19 protein-coding genes are annotated in these 19705 nt (G+C 65.3%); 13 read left to right on the forward strand and 6 right to left on the reverse strand.

Translation table 11 applies throughout. The annotated features are described in order from the left end of the window. The first annotated feature begins 135 nt into the window (after positions 1-135). The 6 genes from I6F31_RS23305 (at position 136) to I6F31_RS23330 (ending at position 6983) form a co-directional block, all read left to right on the forward strand. On the forward strand, positions 136-801 hold the full coding sequence (locus tag I6F31_RS23305) for a DUF2182 domain-containing protein (protein ID WP_345944114.1): 666 nt from the start codon (positions 136-138) through the stop codon (positions 799-801). 332 nt (positions 802-1133) lie between these two features. Then, positions 1134-3701, forward strand: coding sequence for an EAL domain-containing protein (locus tag I6F31_RS23310; protein WP_225186162.1), 2568 nt, complete (start codon positions 1134-1136; stop codon positions 3699-3701). Positions 3702-3874: 173 nt separating this feature from the next. After that, positions 3875-4123, forward strand: coding sequence for a hypothetical protein (locus I6F31_RS23315; protein ID WP_225186163.1), 249 nt, complete (start codon positions 3875-3877; stop codon positions 4121-4123). A gap of 186 nt (positions 4124-4309) precedes the next feature. Continuing rightward, on the forward strand, positions 4310-4972 hold the full coding sequence (locus tag I6F31_RS23320; protein ID WP_036027012.1) for a heme-binding beta-barrel domain-containing protein: 663 nt from the start codon (positions 4310-4312) through the stop codon (positions 4970-4972). Positions 4973-4991: 19 nt separating this feature from the next. Beyond that, positions 4992-5699: a dihydrofolate reductase family protein gene (locus I6F31_RS23325; RefSeq protein ID WP_225186164.1), complete on the forward strand. Its 708-nt coding sequence runs from the start codon at positions 4992-4994 to the stop codon at positions 5697-5699. A gap of 9 nt (positions 5700-5708) precedes the next feature. Next, a complete protein-coding gene (locus I6F31_RS23330; RefSeq protein ID WP_225186165.1) occupies positions 5709-6983 on the forward strand; it encodes an NAD(P)/FAD-dependent oxidoreductase in 1275 nt (424 codons plus the stop codon). Positions 6984-7033: 50 nt separating this feature from the next. On the opposite strand, the gene I6F31_RS23335 is transcribed toward I6F31_RS23330, so the two are convergent. From I6F31_RS23335 to I6F31_RS23355, 5 genes are all read right to left on the reverse strand, one after another. Continuing rightward, complete coding sequence (locus I6F31_RS23335) at positions 7034-7336, reverse strand: hypothetical protein (RefSeq protein ID WP_193760572.1); 303 nt, start codon at positions 7334-7336, stop codon at positions 7034-7036. Positions 7337-7750: 414 nt separating this feature from the next. Beyond that, a complete protein-coding gene (locus tag I6F31_RS23340; RefSeq protein WP_225140509.1) occupies positions 7751-8356 on the reverse strand; it encodes a hypothetical protein in 606 nt (201 codons plus the stop codon). Between the two features lie 229 nt (positions 8357-8585). After that, complete coding sequence (locus tag I6F31_RS23345) at positions 8586-9899, reverse strand: tetratricopeptide repeat protein (RefSeq protein ID WP_225186166.1); 1314 nt, start codon at positions 9897-9899, stop codon at positions 8586-8588. A 12-nt stretch (positions 9900-9911) separates the two neighbouring features. Continuing rightward, positions 9912-10922, reverse strand: a complete 1011-nt coding sequence (locus I6F31_RS23350; RefSeq protein WP_036027041.1) for an aldo/keto reductase — start codon at positions 10920-10922, stop codon at positions 9912-9914. 297 nt (positions 10923-11219) lie between these two features. Next, positions 11220-11645, reverse strand: a complete 426-nt coding sequence (locus I6F31_RS23355; protein ID WP_036014328.1) for a PaaI family thioesterase — start codon at positions 11643-11645, stop codon at positions 11220-11222. Positions 11646-11715: 70 nt separating this feature from the next. Between I6F31_RS23355 and I6F31_RS23360 the strand changes: the two genes are divergently transcribed. Next, positions 11716-12342 carry a CoA pyrophosphatase gene (locus I6F31_RS23360; RefSeq protein WP_225172155.1) on the forward strand — a complete coding sequence of 209 codons (627 nt, stop codon included), beginning with the start codon at positions 11716-11718 and terminating at the stop codon, positions 12340-12342. A 56-nt stretch (positions 12343-12398) separates the two neighbouring features. Next, positions 12399-13616 (forward strand): hypothetical protein, encoded by a 1218-nt coding sequence (locus tag I6F31_RS23365; RefSeq protein ID WP_225186167.1) that lies wholly within the window; start codon positions 12399-12401, stop codon positions 13614-13616. Between the two features lie 202 nt (positions 13617-13818). Here I6F31_RS23365 and I6F31_RS23370 read toward each other — a convergent pair whose 3' ends face one another. Then, entirely contained in the window at positions 13819-14124 is a 306-nt protein-coding gene (locus I6F31_RS23370) for a hypothetical protein (protein ID WP_036014324.1), read from the reverse strand. A 193-nt stretch (positions 14125-14317) separates the two neighbouring features. On the opposite strand from I6F31_RS23370, the gene I6F31_RS23375 reads away from it, so the two are divergent. The 5 genes from I6F31_RS23375 (at position 14318) to I6F31_RS23395 (ending at position 19646) form a co-directional block, all read left to right on the forward strand. Then, complete coding sequence (locus I6F31_RS23375) at positions 14318-14797, forward strand: hypothetical protein (RefSeq protein WP_225172156.1); 480 nt, start codon at positions 14318-14320, stop codon at positions 14795-14797. 344 nt (positions 14798-15141) lie between these two features. Then, a complete protein-coding gene (locus I6F31_RS23380; protein WP_225172157.1) occupies positions 15142-16089 on the forward strand; it encodes a TAXI family TRAP transporter solute-binding subunit in 948 nt (315 codons plus the stop codon). Positions 16090-16251: 162 nt separating this feature from the next. Continuing rightward, positions 16252-18372 (forward strand): TRAP transporter permease, encoded by a 2121-nt coding sequence (locus tag I6F31_RS23385; RefSeq protein ID WP_036039900.1) that lies wholly within the window; start codon positions 16252-16254, stop codon positions 18370-18372. Beyond that, a complete protein-coding gene (locus I6F31_RS23390) occupies positions 18333-18746 on the forward strand; it encodes a DUF1850 domain-containing protein (RefSeq protein ID WP_225151903.1) in 414 nt (137 codons plus the stop codon). Before I6F31_RS23385 ends, I6F31_RS23390 begins: the two co-directional genes overlap by 40 nt. 93 nt (positions 18747-18839) lie before the next feature. Next, positions 18840-19646, forward strand: a complete 807-nt coding sequence (locus I6F31_RS23395; protein ID WP_225186168.1) for a glucose 1-dehydrogenase — start codon at positions 18840-18842, stop codon at positions 19644-19646. Positions 19647-19705: the final 59 nt, after the last annotated feature.

The raw sequence follows: 19705 nt of genomic DNA on the forward strand, positions 1-19705 counted from the left end.
CTCGTCGCCATGGACAAGTCGATGCAGGAGCGCTCGATACTCGAACACTTGCTCCACCGCGACCGGCTGATCGTCGCGATCGGGACCGCCGCAGTGGTCGCGCTCGCCTGGGCCTATCTCGCTGCGGGCGCCGGCATGGACACCGAGATGATGGCCGACATGCCGGACATGGCGCCGATGCCGTGGACGCCGTTCTATGGCGCGCTGCTGTTCGTGATGTGGTGGGTGATGATGATCGCGATGATGGCGCCGAGCGCGGTGCCCACCGTTCTCCTGTATGCGACCGTCAAGCGAAGGCAGGAGGCTGCCTCCCGCGCCGCAATCGATAGCTGGATCTTTCTCGCCGGTTATCTCGTGACGTGGGCCGGGTTCAGTCTCGCTGCGGTCCTGGTGCAAGGAGCATTCGAACGCTTCGGGTTGTTGTCGATGGCGATGGCAAGCACCAGCGCGATTCTGGGCGGCGGCGTGCTGATTGCAGCAGGGCTCTATCAGTTCACGCCGCTCAAACAGGCCTGCCTGCGCTACTGCGACAGTCCGCTGTTGTTTCTCAGTCGATATTGGCGGCCCGGCACGCGCGGCGCATTCCGGATGGGACTTCGCCACGGCAGCTACTGCGTCGGCTGCTGCTGGTTTCTGATGGTATTGCTGTTCGTCGGCGGCGTGATGAACCTGGCCTGGATCATCGGCATCGCGCTCTATGTCGCCGCCGAGAAGCTGCTGCCGTTCGGCCAACGGTTGAGTTATGCGGCAGGCGCGCTCCTCATCCTGTCCGGCACGATCGTCCTTGCGCGCGCGATGTGAAAAACGGTCCAAAGACGGTTAAAATGTGCCGCTTGCGACATGGCGATGTGCCTGAATACCAGCCGACCTCCGTGATGATACGGAGGCTTTGAGCTGAAGAATTGAGCTTCCTCCAAACAAAAACTTAAGGCTGTTTCGGCTACCTTCGCGCTATGAACGGCACCCGCGCGGGTGTCCCTGTGCAGTCGAGGCGGAGACAAGGCGATGCCAATACTGCGGGCGAGCGCAGTTCTGCCCTGGCGGCCGAAGCGGGGGTGCGCGTCGTGATTCCCGCAGGGGCAGTCCGCAAAGCCGGAAGAGCGATCCTGCGGAATGCTCCGCTGCAGATCGCATTGTTCTTTCTCCCCCTGGTCTGGATCGGCTATTTCGCAATCACCGCCTCCGAGCGGATGGACGCGATCCAGCAAGCGCGGTCGCACGGCAACAGCGTCGCCGAATTGTTCGAGGAGAACACCGAGCGCATCTTCGAGCGCGTGGATCAGTCGTTGCTGGTGGTACAGGCACTCTACGCCCAGGATCCGCAGGCCTTCAGCCTGAAGTTCTGGTCCGACAAGGCCCGCCTCGCCACCGGCGACGTGGTCCAGTTCGCTCTGATCGGATCGGACGGATACATGACCGAGACGACGGCGGGCTATTCCGGTCCGCCGCTTTATCTCGGTGATCGCGAGCACTTCATTCATACCATGTCGCAGGTCGACGATCGCCTTTACGTGGCGAAGCCGGTGCTGGGCCGCGCGTCCAAAAAGTGGACGATACAGCTCGCGAGAAAGCTGTTCGATCTCGCCGGCAATCGGGTCGGCGTGGTTGTCGGCTCGATCAGCGTCGACGTCGTCGGCAGGTTCTACGACACCGCAAAGCTCGGCGTCGGAGGAACGCTGGTGCTCAGGAATGCGAGCCACGTCGTGCTCGCCGCCCGGGGCGTGGACCAGGGGTCAGTGCTGGGACAAAGCGCGCCGAGCCGCGTCGCGGGCGAACTGGGCGACGGCTTCTATGCGCAATATTGGAACGAGAACCGACCGGACCGCAGCGACCGACTGATCACGGCGCGCAGGTCGCGTGCGTTTCCGCTCATCTTCACCGTCGGCATTTCGGAGCAGGAGATCTATTCCCGCTCCGCCTTCAGGCAGAAGGTCTATCTCGGCGGCGCGGTGCTGCTCACGTTCATCATCCTCGCCGCGACGACATTTCATTGGCGACGGCAGCAGGCGCTGGATCGCGCCCACCGCGAGCGGCGCGACTTCGCCAGCAAGTTCGAGGATGCGCTCAGGAACCTCCCCCAGGGCTTGAGCATGTTCGATGGCCGTGACCGCCTGATCGCGTTCAACCGGCAATGGCTCGAACTTTACGACCTCGTGCCGGAAGACATCCGGATCGGCATGGACTTCCGGGAGGTGTTCGCGAAGCAGACCGCCGTGCTCGACGTCGAGGCGTACCTCGTCGATTTGAAGAACCGGCTCGCCCAGTCGGAGCAGATCTCGAACACCGTGCAGTTTCCGGACGGCCGGGTCGTCTACATCTCCTATGGCCGGCGCGAGGACGGCGGCTGGGTTGCCACGCATGAGGACATCACCGAGCGCAAGGCGTCGGCGGACCGCATCGAGCGGCTCGCGCATTACGACAGCCTGACCGGCCTTGCCAATCGCAACCTGTTCAAGGAGCGCATCGACGAGGCGCTGGCCCGCCCGCGCCGGTCGGAGCCCGCGTTCGCCGTACTCCTGCTCGATCTCGACAAGTTCAAGTCGGTCAATGATGCGCTCGGCCACCAATGCGGCGACGCGTTGCTGAAGCAGGTTGCCGACCGGATCAAGGCGCAGATCCGTGATGCCGATACGGCGGCGCGAATCGGCGGCGACGAATTTGCCGTCATCGTGGCACCCGGCGGGGCCGCGATGCGCGAGGGCGCTGAAAGCCTGGCCGCGCGGCTGGTCGAGGCCATTGCCGAACCCTTTCACATCGATGGCCACCCCGTCGTGAGCGGCTGTAGCATTGGCCTTGCGCTCGTGCCCGAGCACGGCACGCGGGTCGACGAGATCCTTCGCAACGCCGATCTTGCGCTCTACAGGTCGAAGAATGCCGGCAGAAACTGCTTCCACGTCTATTCACCGGAGCTCAAGGCGGAAGCGGATCAACGCAACGTGCTCGAGATCGAGCTGCGTGAAGCGATCTGGCGCGAGGAGATAGAGCTGTTTTATCAGCCTGTGATCGAGCTCGGCACTGGTCGGGTAAAATCGGTCGAGGCCCTGGCGCGCTGGCATCACGCCACCAGGGGCTACGTCCCTCCGGCGGAGTTCATTGCGGTTGCCGAGGCGGGGGGACTGATCGTCGAGCTCGGCCACCAGGTGCTCGCCAGGGCCTGCCGCGATGCGATGAGCATGCCGAGCGACATCAAGGTCGCTGTCAATCTCTCCGCCCTGCAATTTGCCAGCGCCAATCTCGTCGACACCGTGACCTTTGCGTTGACGCAGAGCGGGCTTCCGCAGACCCGGCTCGAGCTCGAGATCACCGAAAGCGTATTTCTCGCCGACACCGAGGAGAACCTCAGGACGCTCCAGCGCCTCAAGGCGCTCGGCGTCTCCATTGCCCTCGACGATTTCGGTGTCGGATACTCGTCGTTGTCCTATTTGACGGCCTTTCCTTTCGACAAGGTCAAGATCGACAAATCCTTCATCGACAGGATCGATCGCTGCGAGACCGTCGCCGTGCTGAAATCCATCGTGCAGCTGGCAAAGACGCTGAAGCTGTCGATCGTCGCCGAGGGGGTCGAGTCCTCCGAACAGGTCAGACGGCTCCAATCACTCGGCATCCCGCTCGGCCAGGGATTTCACTTCAGCAAGCCCGTGCCGCTTGCAAGCCTCTCCTGGCAAGCCCCCACGGCGCGCCGGAAACGGCGGGTGGCGTGAGGTCAATGCCTCAGGCGTTTTCATCATGCCCGCCACTGCAGCCCCTTGGGCCGAAGAGCGTTCCTTAATTGCCGGTTCGGAAGCCTGCGCCCGCCCGTCCTGGCACTCCCCTTGCTCAGTCCTGACCCAAGCCCGGGCCTCGGTGGAGAGGCCGTTTCAGGTTGAGGCAAGTGATGCAGGAAGTGTCCCGTTCTGGTGCTGTTGACGAACTCCGGCTCGACGCGTTGATCGCCGATTTATGGTGGCGCGTTCGGCTGATTAATACCGACCTTCTCGAGGAAGAGGCGCGCGCCGGGGTGTTCGACCCGGCTCAGCCGACCTATCCGCTTCTCGCGGCCAACCTTCGCGCCCGACGCGACAATCTGGTCGCGACAATCGGCGTGCTCGAGCAGCGTGCGAGATCGGTGTCGGAAGCGGCCTGAAGCGGTCGCGGGGCGCGCCAGCCTCGACGACTTCCTCAACCGGCCGACTGCAGCGCCAGAGGCGGGCGGGATGCAATGCGCATCCTCGCATGGCTCGAATGCCTTCGGCGCTGTGCCGCTAACAGTTGAATTCAGGCCGCCGCCTGCCCGTGTTATGGCTGGTCTCTGCACCCCCGCGAGGCCGCCATGCTCCCCATTCCCGCCGATATCTTCACCGAACCCGAGGACGTCTCGCCCGACGGCCTGACCAATCTCGGCCCGCTTCGGCGTCTTGCCGGCACCTGGCAGGCGGACAAGGGCATCGACATCAATCCGAAGGCCGAAGGGCCGGAGCGGCGGACCTTCATCGAGCACATCCGCATGGATCCGATCGATCCGCAGGCCAACGGGCCGCAGCTGCTGTACGGGCTGCGGTACCACATCCACATCAACACGCCCGAGGAAGACATTACCTTCCACGACCAGGTCGGCTACTGGCTGTGGGAGCCGGCGACCGGGCTGATCATGCAGACCCTGGCGATCCCGCGCGGGCAGGTGCTGCTGGCCTCGGGCAAGGCCGGGCCCGACGACAAGACGATCTCGGTCACTGCCAAGCGCGGCGACACCGCCTACGGGATCTGCTCGACCGATTTTCTGGAGCAGGCCTTTCGCACCGATGCTTATCGCTGCGACATCACCTTCAACGAGGACGGCAGCTGGACCTATCTGATCCAGACCGAGTTGTTCGTGCGCGGCGCGCCGTTCAATCACCACGACACCAACACGCTCCAGCTCATAGCGCCACCCAAGCTCAATCCGCTGGCGGCGATCGTGAACGATCGTGCCGCGCGCGGTGGACCCGCGGCCTGAGCGCTGCCCTGAGGATTGCATGAAACCGTATGTCATCTGCCTGATGCACTCCAGCCTCGACGGGCGCACGCATCCCAGCCGCTGGCGTCCGAAGGGCGCGGGCACGGACTGGTTCGAGAAGATCCATGATGAGCTCGGCGGCGATGCCTGGGTGATCGGCCGCGTCACGGGTTCGGAGTTCGCCAAGGGCAGGCCCTATCCCCCGACAGACGCGAAAGTTCCGCGCGAAAACTGGTTCGCCCGGCGCGATGCAAAGACCTACGGCGTCGTGCTCGATGCAGAGGGCAAGATCGGCTGGGGGCGCGCGGAGATCGGCGGCGATCCGATCGTCGTCGTGCTGACCGAGAATGTCCCGGATTCGCATCTCGCTGGCCTCCGCGGCGAGGGCGTGTCCTACATCTTTGCCGGCAAATCCGAGATCGACCTCGCACTGACGCTGGACATTCTCAGCCGCGAGCTCGGCGTGAAGCGCCTGCTGGTCGAGGGCGGCGGCGTTGCCAACGGCGCGTTCCTGCGCGCCGGCCTCATCGACGAATTCAACCTGATCCTCAGCCCTGCGATCGACGGCGCAAAGGGCGCCCCGTTCGTGTTCGATTCCACCGAGGCGGACAGCGACCGGCGCGCGCCGATCGCCGCGATGACGCTGGAGAGCACGCGCGAGCTCGGCGGCGGCGTCCTGCTGCTGCGCTATCTGATCCAGAACGACCCGCAAGCCGTGAGCCGGTAAGGCGCGGCCATGTCCGATCCGTCCGAGCACATCGTCATCGTCGGCGCCGGCGCGGCCGGCCTGATGGCGGCGCGCGAGCTGGCGCGTGCGGGGCGCAAGGTGACGATCCTGGAGGCGCGCCAGCGCTGCGGCGGCCGCATTCATTCGCTGCCGGCCTCGGAGTTCGGCTATGCCGCCGACGGCGGCGCCGAGTTCGTCCATGGCGAGGCGCCGGTCACGCGCACATTGCTGCGCGAGGCAGGCCTGTCGCTTCAGGAGATCGAGGGCGAGCAGTGGAGCTTTGACGGGACGAAGCTCACGCGCGAGGCGCGTGACGATCCCCATGAAGCGGAGCTTCAGGCCAAGCTGGCGGACTTGAAGGACGACCTCACGGTCGCCGACTTCCTGCGCCGGCATTTTGCAGGCGACGACTACGCGCCGATGCGCCATTCGATCGAGCGGATGGTCGAAGGCTATGACGCGGCCGATCCCGAACGCGCCTCCACGCTGGCGCTGCGCGCGGAATGGATGGACGGCGGGCACGCTCCGCAGGCGCGCATCGAAGGCGGCTACGGCGCGATGATCGACATGATGACGGCCGACTGCCGCAGGCACGGCGTCACCATCCGCCTCGGCAGCGTCGTGTCGGCGATTGCGGAGGAGGGCGGCGCGGTGATCGTTCGCTGCGCCGGCGGCGACGTGCACGCCTGCGACCGCATGATCCTCACCGTGCCGCTGCCGCTGCTGCGCGAGATCGCGCTACCGGCAGGCGCGCGTGCTAAGCTGGCTGCTGTCGACGACATCGGCTTTGGCAACGTCATCAAGATCCTGCTGCGCTTCGCGCGGCCATGGTGGCGCGAGCGCAAGGAAGACCTTGCGGACATGACATTCCTGCTCTCGGACGAGGCGATCCCGGTCTGGTGGACGCGCTATCCGGACCAGCATCCCGTGCTGACGGGCTGGTTCGGCGGCCCGCGCACGGCGGAGCTGGAAAGCCTCGACGCGCGAGCATTGATCGATGCCGGGCTCGGCTCGCTCGCCGCAATCTTCGGCCTGCCGCGCGATCACATCGCGCGCGAGCTGGTGGCGTCCGCGGCGACCAACTGGGCGCATGATCCGTTCGCGCGCGGCGCCTATTCGTGGGCGACGCCGCGCACCCGAGCGGCACAGGCGATCCTCGCGCGTGGCGACGGCTTGGTGCTGTTTTCCGGCGAAGCGCTCTATCGCGGCCGCGACATGGGCACGGTCGAGGCGGCACTGGCGAGCGGCATGGAGACGGCGAACATGATCCTTCGGGGACAATGAAAAGAGGCCCGCATCTGATGCGGGCCTCTCGTCGCGTGTGTCTCCAGATCTTACCAGCGTCCGCCGCCGAAGCTGAACGTCACGCCGGGGCCTCCGCCGTAATAGCCGTAGGGCCCGCCGCCGTAATAGCCGTGGTGCCGCGGGTAATAGCCGTAGCTCCTGTAATACGGCCGGTAATAGCCGTGATGATGCCGCCAATGATGATGGTGGCGGTAATGCCTGCGGTGCGCGCTGATGTCGGTGGTCTGGCTTTCCTGCGCGGTCTGCTTGGCGCTTACGCTGCCGGCCGCACTCGCCGATCCACCGGCCAGCGCCGCAGCACCGAGGGCGATCGCGGCAATGAGATATTTCATGTCATCACTCCAGTTGAAGGTCGTGTGACAACACATGAGCATCCCGCGCGTTCCTGCCACTGCGGGCGTCGAAACGACGCAGATTTCAGTTCCCCGATGAACGTACGTTAACGTTCGTGAACGAGCGAAGGCCGCGCGATCTATCGTCGCATGAAGAGCCGTGGCTTGCGACTCGTGCCCCGGACGCAGCGCAGCGTCTCTTCGACGATGCGGTGCGAGTCCGGGACACGAGAGTGGCGCATGTAGATTTTCGCAACTGTCACGGATGCGGATTAGGAAAGCGGTGTCGCTCGGAGAGCGCAGCGAGGATCGCGTCCTTGTCTGCGATGAATGTACGACCGTGATAGCTGAGCGCAGTGCCAGGGCTCCGTGGCATCAGCGCGATCGTACACGTTGACGCCAGCGGACACGGACCTACTTGAACGGGTCCTGGATCGACGGGGCCGACTGACGGATGCGGCGCACGCTGACCGGGGTGCCGTCGGAGACGAACAGCAGCTCGTATTTGCGGCCCTCGCTATCGGTCGCCGAGCAGGTGACGTCGTTCACCTTTCTGGCGGCGAAGTTGCCGGTCTGCCGGCAGATGCCGGTCGAGGTCTGCTCGGCGGGCACGGGCAGGCCGTCGACCTTGGGGCGGTTCTTGGAGTTGAGCAGCACGCGGTCGATCCGCAGCTCGTAGGAATTGTCGTCGGCGCGCTTGCCGTTCTCGCCGGAGAACGACACCACGTGGCTGTCATCGGAGGGATCGTCGACCGCGACGGCGAAATTGACCCGGCCCGTGTCGCCATGGGCATAGGCCACCGTCTTGCACGGGAAGGTGCGGCCCGCGACCCTGAATGTCTTGCAGTGGCCGGACATCAGCGCCAGGAGATCGATGAAGGCGTTCGGCTGCGCCGGCGGATTGTTGACCGGAACGGGTTTGGAAGTCTCGGCAAAACAAGGACTTGCCGCGATCACGAGCAACGCGGCGAGGACCAATCGGCGAAGGCGCGTTGTCGGGCTCATGAGCCAGGGGGCCATGGCGGAAGAGTTCCGCACCATAGCCATCGAGCCGCAAGTTGGTTGCGATCCCGTTTGTGCTGCAAATCCCGTCTGGAATATCACCGCGTCAACCCCGAGGGCGATTCGTCCAAATCGCCCGATCCGTCCCGGCGGCCACATGCCATCAGGGCGGTGTTTTTTTCGTGGCGGAGCATGATCCGAAAAAGTGCGTAGCGGTTTTCCGAAAAAATCATGCTCAAACAATAACCTAACCCATTGCCGCCTGCCAGCGCGTGTCGCGGAAGGAGGGGCGGCGGTGGAGGCGGGCGTCCAGCACGGCGCGGGCGCGGGGCAGCTCACCGCTGCGCATGAGCGCGACGATATAGGTGTCCTCGATCAGCTCGCGCTGGGCGTGGCTGCCGCCGATGCGCACGACCTCGCCGAGCACCGGCGCGAGCATCTGCACGCAAGTCCGGTAATCCTCATCGGCGAAAGCCGCGAGTGCGCGGAAGATCGCCGGCACCACAGGGCCCGCCGGCAGCTTGCCGTCGGCAAGCCGCTGCTCGATCGCCGCAAGGCGGGCGGCGAGCGCTTCGCGATTCTGCGTCGCGGCTGCGAATAGCGCCATGTGGACGTCGGCAAAGGACAGGCTCGATTTCGGAAACAGTTTTTGCGCGGCGGCGTCGGCTTCCTGCCACAGCGCCTTCGGTACCGCATGACCGTACATCGACAGGCGCCACAGCAGCGAAGCGCTGTCGGTGATGACGTTGAGCGGCGGCGCCTGCGTGGCAGTGGGCCGAAGCACGTCGGCATAGATCGCGAGCGCCCGCGCCGCATCGCCATGCTCGAGCGCGCCGAGCGCCTGATGCCAACGGATATGGCCGTGGAGGATTCCGGAGCGGTCATAAGCCGGCAGCCATTCGTCGACGAGACGATCGGCGTCCTCGATCGATCCGTCCTCGAACATCGCATGCAGCACCGCGTGCGCGGCGTGGGCATTTTCCCGGCGCAGATGGAAGCCGCGCTCGGTGACGGCGCGGCCGCGCGCGACGTCGCCATTCTCCGTCATCGCCCAGCCGGACATGGTGAGGAACCACCAGTCCTCGCCGTAATGTGGGGCGACGCGTTCGCAGAGCTCGTGCCGGGCGCGGTCGTGATCGGCCATGCCTGAGAAGGCGAACAGGCCGAACGCGCCAAGCGGCAGCGACAGCACCAATGCGTCGCGGGGCCATGCGTCGATATGCTTCAGCGTCGATGCGATCGCCTCCGGCAGCCGGCCCTCGATCGCGAGCGCCAGCGTCTCGACATGCGAGCGCTCGCGCTCGCTGCCGCGCCCGGCCACGAGCTCGCGCGCGCGTGCCGCCTTTTGCCGCGCGAGATCGCCCTGCTGGTAGAAGGCATGAACGCGGCCGCGGGCGATGTGGGCCAGCGCGAAATCAGGGTCGGCCGCGATCGCGCGCTCCAGCATCTCCGCCGTGCCGGTCCAGCCCGCGAGCATGAGGTCGACGCCGTCGCGATAGGCGGATGCTGCCTCGTGCGAGGTGGTGGAGAGCGGCAGGCCGTAGCGGTCTTGAAGCGCCATCGAAGGCCCCCCTCACGCCGTCCGCGCGCGGCGGCCTTCGATCGGATAGGCCGGATCATTGTAGCCTGGCGTCGAGGGATGGCCTGGCGTCACCAGGCGGTCGATCAGCGCCTCGTCCTCCGCGGTGAAACGATAATCGAGCGCGCTGATGTAGCCGTCCCATTGCTCCTCGGTGCGGGGACCGGCGATCACCGACGAGACGAAGGCGGAGTTGAGCACCCAGCCGACCGCGAACTGGCCGGCGGTGATGCCTTTCGTCTCGGCGTGAGCCTTGATCTCCTGCGCAAGCTGGAGCGATTCCGGCCGCCATTCGGTCTGCATCATGCGGGTGTCGTTGCGCCCCGCGCGCGTCTCCTTGTCGGGCGCTGCATCCACCCTGTACTTGCCGGTGAGCACGCCGCGAGCAAGCGGGCTGTAGGGCACGATGCCGAGACCGTAATAGGCGCAGGCCGGAAAGTGCTCGACCTCCGGCATGCGGTTCATGGCGTTGTAATAAGGCTGGCTCACCGCGGGCCGGTCGATGCCGAGCCGGTCGCAGATGTTGCAGATCTCGGCGACGCGCCAGGCGCGGTAGTTGGAGACGCCGAAATAGCGCACCTTGCCGGCGTGGATCAGGTCGCTCATGGCGCGCACCGTCTCCTCCAACGGCGTGGCATGGTCTTCCTTGTGCAGATAGTAGATGTCGATGTGATCGGTGCCGAGCCGCATCAAGCTCTCGTCCGCCGCCTGCAACACCCAGCGCCGCGACAGCCCGCCGCGATTGGGATCGTCCCCCATGGGGTTTGCGAGCTTTGTGGCAAGCACCCAGGCACCACGATTGCGCGCGATGGCGCGGCCGACGACCTCCTCGGAGGCGCCTTTGGAATAAGCGTCCGCTGTGTCGATGAAATTGATCCCGGAATCGCGTGCCTTGTCGATGATCCGCTTCGACGTGGCCTCATCGGTCGGCCCGCCGAACATCATGGTGCCCAGGCAAATCGGCGAGACCTTGAGGCCGCTGCGGCCGAGCTGGCGGTATTGCATGGGCGAGTCCTCGATGTTGGTGGACGGCAGCATAGCCAGCAAAGTCCGTCATTGCGAGCGCAGCGAAGCAATCCAGAGATGTGTCCGCGGAGGGATGCTGGATTGCTTCGCTGCGCTCGCAATGACGGTGGGGCACGTTTGCGCCTCACATTCAGTGTCATCGCCCGCGAAGGCGGGCGATCCAGTACGCCGAGACAGTCGTGATCGATCGAGGGGCCGCGACGTACTGGATTCCCCGCCTTCGCGGGGAATGACGGCTGCGGGTGTGGCGCGCAGCAGCGCCGGCCTGATCGCCCGCTACCCCGGCCCCTTCAAGATCTTGAACACGCCGTTCGCCATCACGATGCAGCGGTCGTCCACGGTCACCTCGGTGCTCATGAAGATCAGGCTGCGGGTCGAGCGCACCACGCGCGGGCGGGAGATCAGGGTGTCGCCGATCTGGCCGGCCTCGACGAAATGGGTGTCGAGCTGCACCGTCGCCAAGTACTCCTTGCCGGAGACGTAACGGGCCGTCATGCCGCAGGTGCGATCGGCGAACGTCATCATCACGCCGCCCTGGACCATGCCGCGGCGGTTGTGGTGCTTGTCCTCGGTCGCGAGCGCGAACTCGTAATGGCCGTCGACCTTGCGCTCCCACAACGGGCCGATCAGATGCAGGAAGCCCGTGGTCTCCAGGATGCTCCAGCCCTCTGATTTCAACCTTGCGGCGGCCTTGCTGGTCATGTCGTCGTTCGTCCTTGCAACGCGATGTCTCCTCGTTTCATCAGATGCAGTCCTGGTGTAGTCAAGCATCATGAGAACGTTCGACGATGCCACCAGACGGAATATCGCAGAGGCCTGCGCGGCCTTCGCGCGGCTGCCCGTCACAGCCGAGCCGTCGGCGCTGAAGCGCGCCGCGGTCGTGCTGGCGCTGACCGAATCCGACGACGGTGGCGACACCGCCTTCCTGCTCACCAGGCGCGCCCCGCACCTGCGCGCCCATCGCGGCCAATGGGCGCTGCCCGGCGGACGCTGCGATGCCGGCGAGACGCCGGTCGAGGCGGCGCTGCGCGAGCTCGACGAAGAGCTCGCACTCGCGCTGTCAGCCGATGCGGTGCTCGGCCTGCTCGACGATTATCCGACGCGCTCGGGCTATCTGATCACGCCGGTCGTGGTCTGGGCGGCCGACAGTGCTGCGATCCGCCCGAACCCGGATGAGGTCGCCTCCGTTCATCGCATCGCGCTGGCCACGATCGAGCGCGACGATGCCTTCGATTTCACTGAGATCCCCGAGAGCAGCCGCCGCGTGATCCGCTTCCATCACCAGATGAGCCTGATCCATGCCCCGACCGCGGCGCTGATCTACCAGTTCCGCGAGGTGCTGGCGGGGCGGCACACCCGCGTCACCGACCTGGAACAGCCGGTATTCGCCTGGACGTGACGATGGTAAACGGCGCGTTAACGCGACGGTTACCGGATGCCTGCTAAGAAGGCAGCATGCATCATTCGATTCGAAATAAATTGGCGCTGGTTCCGCTCGCGCTCGTCCTGATCTCGCCTGCGGCGCGCGGCGCCGAGGCCGACGCGCTGTCGCCCGCCGTTCGCAATGCCAACGCCCAGCTGCTGTCGCAGTTTTTCGCGCAAGGCGCGGGGGCTTCGCCGGCCGTGCTCGAATATCGCCGCAAGCTCGCGGAATATCAGGCCGCGCGCGCCGCCTTGGATGCCGAGGCCGGCGCCTATTGGAGCCAGATCTCGGAGAAGCGGAAGGCCCGCAACGCCAAGCGGCGCAATGGGCAGCAGATCACGCTCGATGACTACGTGCTGGAGCATCCGCCGCTCTATACCGGGCCGAAGAAGCCGGTGAATCCGGAGCCGGAGGAAACGCCGGATCGCCCCGCGAGAAGACCGATCCCCGTGGTCGCCGATTTCCTGCGTGCGGCGCAGGAACTCTACCAGTTCACGCCGCAACGCCCGTCCAGCGAGCTCGAGTTCAAGCGCGCCTATGCGCGCTACGCTCTGGCCCATGGCCTGACGCGCGAGCAGGCGGTGCGGGTCTATTCGTTCGAGACCGGCGGCACCGGCAGTTACGACGTGCAGGCGGGCATCGAGCATGGCGGCAAGCGCGCGATCTCGACCGCGATGGGCTACAACCAGCTGCTCACCACCAACAGCGTCGAGCTGCTCGCCGAGCAGGGCCATGAACTGATCCGCGCGCTGTCCGAGAAGGTGACGCGCACATCTGGACCGGCGCGGCATGCGCTCGAGCACAAGCTCACTGTCCTGAAGAAGATGGTGGCGCACGCGAAGTCGGTGCCCGATACCTGGTCGGAGCACGAGAAGATGGGCGCCACCCCGCAGGGCTGGGCCATGCATGCGATGGTGCTCGACGTTGACATCGGACCGATGCTGCAGACCCACAAGCTGCTGACTTCGGTGCATTTCGCCCGCGCCAAGGGACACTCGCGCCCGCTGTCGGCGGCCGAGCTCGAGATGATGAACCTCACCGGCGACGGCACCGGCCTCGACATGGTGACGATGCCGCAAGCGATGCGCGAGCGGGTGCCGACCTCGAATTTCTTCCAGCGCGGCGGCTATGAGCGCAACCCAGTCGCGATCCGCCACAACACGGTGGCGAAGCTGCTGGCCGTGACCGACGAGCGCATGGACGTGAACAGCGGCAAACCCGGCGCAAGGGAATTGGCAGGGGCGTTCTAGGACGCTGGCGCTTTCTTCACCTCTCCCCGCTTGCGGGGAGAGGTCGGATTGCATCGTCAGATGCAATCCGGGTGAGGGGGTACAGGTCCCTCGACGATCTCATGCGTGGAGAGAGGCCCCTCACCCCAACCCTCTCAGCGCGAGCGAAGCTCGTCGCGGCCCTGTAAGAACGGGGCGAGGGAGCGCACCGTGATCGCAGCTTCTACTGATCCGGCCCGAACTTGAACTTGCCGTCACCCTCCAGATACGGGCCGGTGCGCATGTAGAGCTGGCCGTTCTGGCCGATGAAGAACAGTGTGCCCTTGGGTACCTTCTTGGCGCCCTTCAAGAGCTCGCCGGCGTTGCTGGTGCCCATCTTGTAGGAATAGGTCTTGCCCTCCCTGTCGTAGGCGTAGCCGGTGTCGGTCTTCAGCTCCCAGGGCGTCGCTGCGGTTTGCGCCAATGCGGGCGCTACCAATGCGCCGAGCGCGGCTGCGAGTGCAAATGTCTTGATTGAAAATGCCGTCATCCCATCCTCCCAAGATCGGGACATTCCATGATTGAACAAATCACGAACGATGCGTCCCGGTCAACTTGCGATAGCGCCGCAGCGCATCACGTCTTGCCCAGCAGTTTGTGATTTTCCCTCCGTCCCCTCGCGACTATGTTCCGCTTTCCGTTTAGAACGCAACTCGACAAAAATATTGGTGGGGATGATTCGAATGAACCTTGTCGTCAAAGCCTGCTCGGCTGCCGCGCTGTTGCTCACGGCGCTGGGGCCGGCCGCCCAAGCCGATGACTACCGGCTCAGCCACAACCAGCGGATTTCGTGCAGCCGCGGCCTTGCCCCGGGCAAGCTGAACACGGCGACCTGCAAGTCCTACACCTATCTCTTCAACACCAGGACCTCGGAATATTTCCGCTGCCAGGTCTCCCTGGCGCTGACCCGCGACAACAAGGAAGTCATCAACGTCCAGACCGACGGCGGCTGCACCAAGAAACCGCGCATTTTCGAGACCGACGGCAAGTACGATTTCGACGCCACCGAGACCGAGCCGCCGAACACCAATTCGTTCTTCGGCCCCGGCGGCTATTCGGTCTGGGCCGCCGACGTCGGCGCGCAGAAGGTGCGCGGCTGCATCACCATCTCCTCCGGCCTCGGCTCCGACATCTCCAAATGCCTGGACATGACGTTCCAGTGAGCGATCGCTCGATAGCCACTGCGTAGACGGTGCGCTCCCTGCCCCGCCTACGGGGGAGGGCTGGGGAGAGGTGTCTCCGCATCGGGACAATCTCCTAGAGGAGAAAACCCTCACCCGCGCCTTCGGCGCGACCTCTCCCGCAAGCGGGAGAGGTGACCGAGCAAGCCGCTCCGACTCGAACCTAACGCGACTCCAGTCCCGCTGCGCCACCTCGCCGCACCGTCCGGTTCCCAAAAACCCAGCGGGAACGGCCCTTTGCCGCAGTCCTGTTTTGCCTTTTGGATGGGTTGACCCGCATCCCTCATCCGGCCAATTTCGCCGCCGGTTTGGGGAGAACAACAACCATGAAACGGACGATTTTCGGCGCGGCCGCGGCTCTGGCTCTGGCGGCGTCGGCACCTTGCGCCCAGGCGCAATCCTTCATCAACGTGCTGACCGGCGGCACCTCCGGCGTTTACTATCCGCTCGGGGTCGCGATCGGAAAGATCTACGGCGAAAAGATTCCGAACGTGAAGACGCAGGTGCAGGCCACCAAGGCGTCGGTCGAGAACCTGATCCTGCTGCAGCAGGGCCGCGGCGAGCTGGCGTTCACGCTGGGCGACTCGCTGAAAGCCGCCTGGGAGGGCGAGGAGGAGGCGGGCTTCAAGACCAAGCTCGACAAGCTGCGCACCATCGGCGCGATCTACCCGAACTACATCCAGATCGTCGCGACCGCGGACAGCGGCATCAAGACGCTCGCCGACCTCAAGGGCAAGAGCCTGTCGGTCGGTGCGCCGAAATCGGGCACGGAGCTGAACTCCCGCGCGATCCTGGCCGCTGCTGGCATGAGCTACAAGGAGCTCGGCAAGGTCGAATATCTGCCCTTTGCCGAATCCGTCGATCTCATGAAGAACCGGCAGCTCAACGCCACGCTGCAATCGGCCGGGCTCGGCGTCGCCTCGCTGAAGGACCTTTCGACCTCGAGCCCGATCACGGTGGTGTCGGTGCCGAAGGAGACCGTCGACAAGATCGGCCCGCCGTTCGTCTCTGCGACCATTCCGGCCAACACCTATACCGGCCAGGACAAGGACGTGCCGACTGCGGCCGTGATCAATTATCTGGTCACGAGCTCCGCCGTCTCGGACGATCTCGCCTACCAGATGACCAAGCTGGTCTATGAATCGCTGCCCGAACTCGTCACTGCGCACGCGGCCGGCAAGGAGATCAAGCTCGAGACCGCCGCCACCGGCAGCCCGGTCCCGCTGCACCCCGGCGCGATCCGCTATTACAAGGAAAAGGGGCTGATCAAGTAATCAGCTCCTGTCGTCGGACGTCATGGCCGGGCTTGTCCCGGCCATCCACGTTCTGCGGCTGTGCATGGAAGTTTCGTGGATGCCCGGGACAAGCCCGGGCATGACGGCTCGGGACATACCGTGCCAATGCTACAAGCGCTCGACGATTGGGGATGGGCTGAGATGCTGGAAAAGGCAGAGGGGACTGAGATCGCGCCCGACAAGGTCAAGGTCGAGTTCGACAATTTCGAGCATGGCTTCCCAGAAGGCTTCGGCCCGGGCTGGTGGGGCCGGCTCGCCTACTGGATCGGCATCGCGTTCGCGATCTTCCAGCTCTACGTCGCCGCCTTCAACTATCTGCCGAGCCAGGTGGTGCGCGGCGTCCATGTCGGATTCCTGCTGCTGCTGACCTTCGGCCTGATCGCCAACTTCACCGCGAAGAGCAATTTCGGCCGTGCGCTGGGCTGGGCGATCGGCGCCGCCGGCTTCTACTGCGGTCTCTACCAATGGATCTTCTATGCCGACCTGATCGCGCGCGATGGCGATCCGACCAGGCTCGATCTCGCCGTCGGCACCCTGCTCGCGGTGCTGATCTTCGAGGGCACGCGGCGGCTGATGGGCGCGGCGCTGCCGCTGATGTGCGGTGCGTGTCTCGTCTATTGGTTCTTCGGTCAGTACCTGCCGTCGCCGCTCAACCATCGCGGCTATGATTTCGACCAGATCGTCACGCATTTGTCGTTCGGCACCGAAGGCTTTTACGGCGTGCCGGTCTACGTCTCCGCGACCTACATCTTCCTGTTCATCCTGTTCGGCTCGTTCCTGGAGCGCGCCGGCATGATCCAGCTGTTCACCGACGTCTCGCTCGGCCTGTTCGGCCGCACCCGCGGTGGACCTGCCAAGGTCGCGGTGTTCGCCTCGGGCATGATGGGGACCATCTCCGGCTCGGGCGTCGCCAACGTCGTCACCGTCGGCCAGTTCACGATTCCCTTGATGATCAGGTTCGGCTACCGCCGCGCCTTCGCGGCCGGCGTCGAGGCGACGGCCTCGATGGGCGGCCAGATCATGCCGCCGGTGATGGGGGCGGTCGCCTTCATCATGGCCGAGACGCTCGGCGTGCAATATTCGGAGATCGTCAAGGCCGCCGCGATCCCCGCGATCCTCTATTTCGCCTCCGCGTTCTGGATGGTGCATTTGGAAGCCGGCAAGCACGGCCTGGTCGGCATGAAGCGCTCGGAGATCCCGAGCGCCTGGAAGGCGCTGGTGACGCGCTGGTACCTCGTGCTGCCGCTCGCGGCTCTGGTCTACATGCTGTTCGAGGGTTTTACGCCGCTCTATGCCGGCAGCATGGGCCTTGCGCTCACGGTGACGCTGATCCTCGGCACCGCCATCACGACGGGCGCCTCCTCGAACGTGATCCGCACCATCTTCTGGGTCGGGCTCGCGCTCGTCGTCGCGGCATTGTCGCGCGACGGCCTCCAGATCGTGCCGGTCGCGACCGTCGTGGTCGGCCTGATTGTGATCACGGCGTTCGTGCGCGGCGGCTTTGCGGCGTTGCGGGCCTGCCGCGATGCGCTGGCCGAGAGCGCGAAATCCGCCATCACCGTCGGCATGGCCTGCGCGATCGTCGGCGTCATCATCGGCATGATGTCGCAGACCGGCGTCGGCACCATCTTCGGCGGCTGGGTGATCGGACTCGGCGAGAAGAGCCTGTTCCTGGCGCTGGTCATGACCATGCTGCTGTCGATCCTGCTCGGCACCGGCATCCCGACCATCCCGACCTACATCATCACTGCCGCGCTCGCAGCTCCCGCGCTGGCCAAGCTCGGCGTGCCCTTGATCGCGAGCCACATGTTCGCATTCTATTACGGCATCATGGCCGACCTCTCGCCGCCGGTGGCGCTCGCCGCGCTTGCGGCCGCGCCAATCGCCAAGGAGAACCCGGACAAGATCGGCTGGGAGGCGATGCGCATCGCGCTCGCCGGCTACGTCATTCCCTTCATCTTCGTCTATTCGCCGGCCTTGATGCTGCAGGCCGGCGATCCCATGGCGGCCAAGCTCGGCTTCTACGGCGCGGTGGCGCTGGCGAGCTTGAAGGCGCTGGTGGCGATCGGCCTGTTCGGCATGGCCGCGATCGGCTTCCTGTTCACGCGGCTGACGCTGATCGAGCGCCTGGTCGCGCTCGGCGCCGCGTTCTGCCTGCTCGGCGAATTCCCCTTCAGCGATACTGCGGGCTTCGTGCTCGCCGCCGCGCTTGTGTTGTGGCAATGGCGGCAGCGTCCGCCGGCGCCGGTCGAGGCGGTGTGAGCCTCTGTCTTGCGACAGCGGGCGGCGTGAAAGCGCTGACGCTGTCCGCGTTCACGCTTGTCTGGACGCATTCGATCGCGAAGGTCGAATGGCAGGAAGACTGGCGCCTCACGCCATCAGGCCTCGAGCTGGTGCAAGCCCGCGTCAAGGGCACCGGCCCCGGCATGGAGCCGCCGGCCGAGGCGCGGCTGGTCGACGGCTGGTTTCAATGGCGGCCGCAGCGTGCGCCGATGCCGGAATTGGTGCTCGGCAATTCCGGCGCGGCCGGAGAATGGCGGCTGTGCCATGACGGGACGTGCTGGACATTGTCGGAGATTGTCGGGCATCCCATTGGTGCTAACGTCACCACGTTGAGCGTCTGCAAAGAACCGTAGCCCGGATGGAGCGGAAGCGTAATCCGGGACCACTGCCCCGGATTGCGCTGCGCTCCATCCGGGCTACAAGAACAACAACACGGGAGACACGCGATGGATCGGCTCAAGGGCAAGGTTGCGATGGTGGTGGGGGCCGGCTCGATCGGTCCAGGCTGGGGTAACGGCAAGGCGACCGCGGTGACCTTTGCGCGCGAGGGCGCGCAGGTGTTCTGCGTCGATCGCAACGGTGCCGCGGCCGAGGAGACCGCGAAGATCATCAGCGGCGAGGGCGGCAAGGCGACGGCGTTCACGGCCGACGTGTCGCGCGCCGGCGAGATCGAGGCGATGGTCGCGGCGTGCCTCAAGGCCTATGGCCGCATCGACGTGCTCGACAACAATGTCGGCATCGCCGAGATGGGCAGTGTCGTCGAGGTGAGCGAAGAAAGCTGGGACCGCGTCTTCAGCGTCAACCTCAAGAGCGCCTATCTCGCCATGAAGCACGTGATCCCTGTTATGGTGAAGCAGGGCGGCGGCTCGATCATCAACATCTCCTCGATCGCCTCGATCCGCCACATGGGCATCTCCTACGTTACCTACGGCGCCTCGAAAGCGGCGATGAACCAGATGACGCGCACCACAGCGATCGAGTTCTCGCGCCATCACGTCCGGGTCAACGCGATCCTGCCCGGCCTGATGAAGACGCCGATGGTCGAGCACTCCGCCGGCCTCGCCGCCAGCTACGCCAAGGGCGATGTCGAGGCGATGTGGCGCGCGCGCGACGCCCAGGTGCCGATGGGCCATATGGGCGATGCATTCGACGTCGCCAACGCAGCGCTGTTCCTGGCCTCGGACGAGTCGAGATACGTGACGGGCATCGAGCTCGTTGTCGACGGCGGGATCACGTGCAAGGCCGGGGCTTGATCCAGCCCCAGCTTGCACGCAGCCCGCCGCTGCGAGTCATAGGCGATCGCCCTGGCTCG

The organism is Bradyrhizobium sp. NBAIM01, from assembly GCF_020194115.1.
Taxonomy (GTDB): domain Bacteria; phylum Pseudomonadota; class Alphaproteobacteria; order Rhizobiales; family Xanthobacteraceae; genus Bradyrhizobium; species Bradyrhizobium yuanmingense.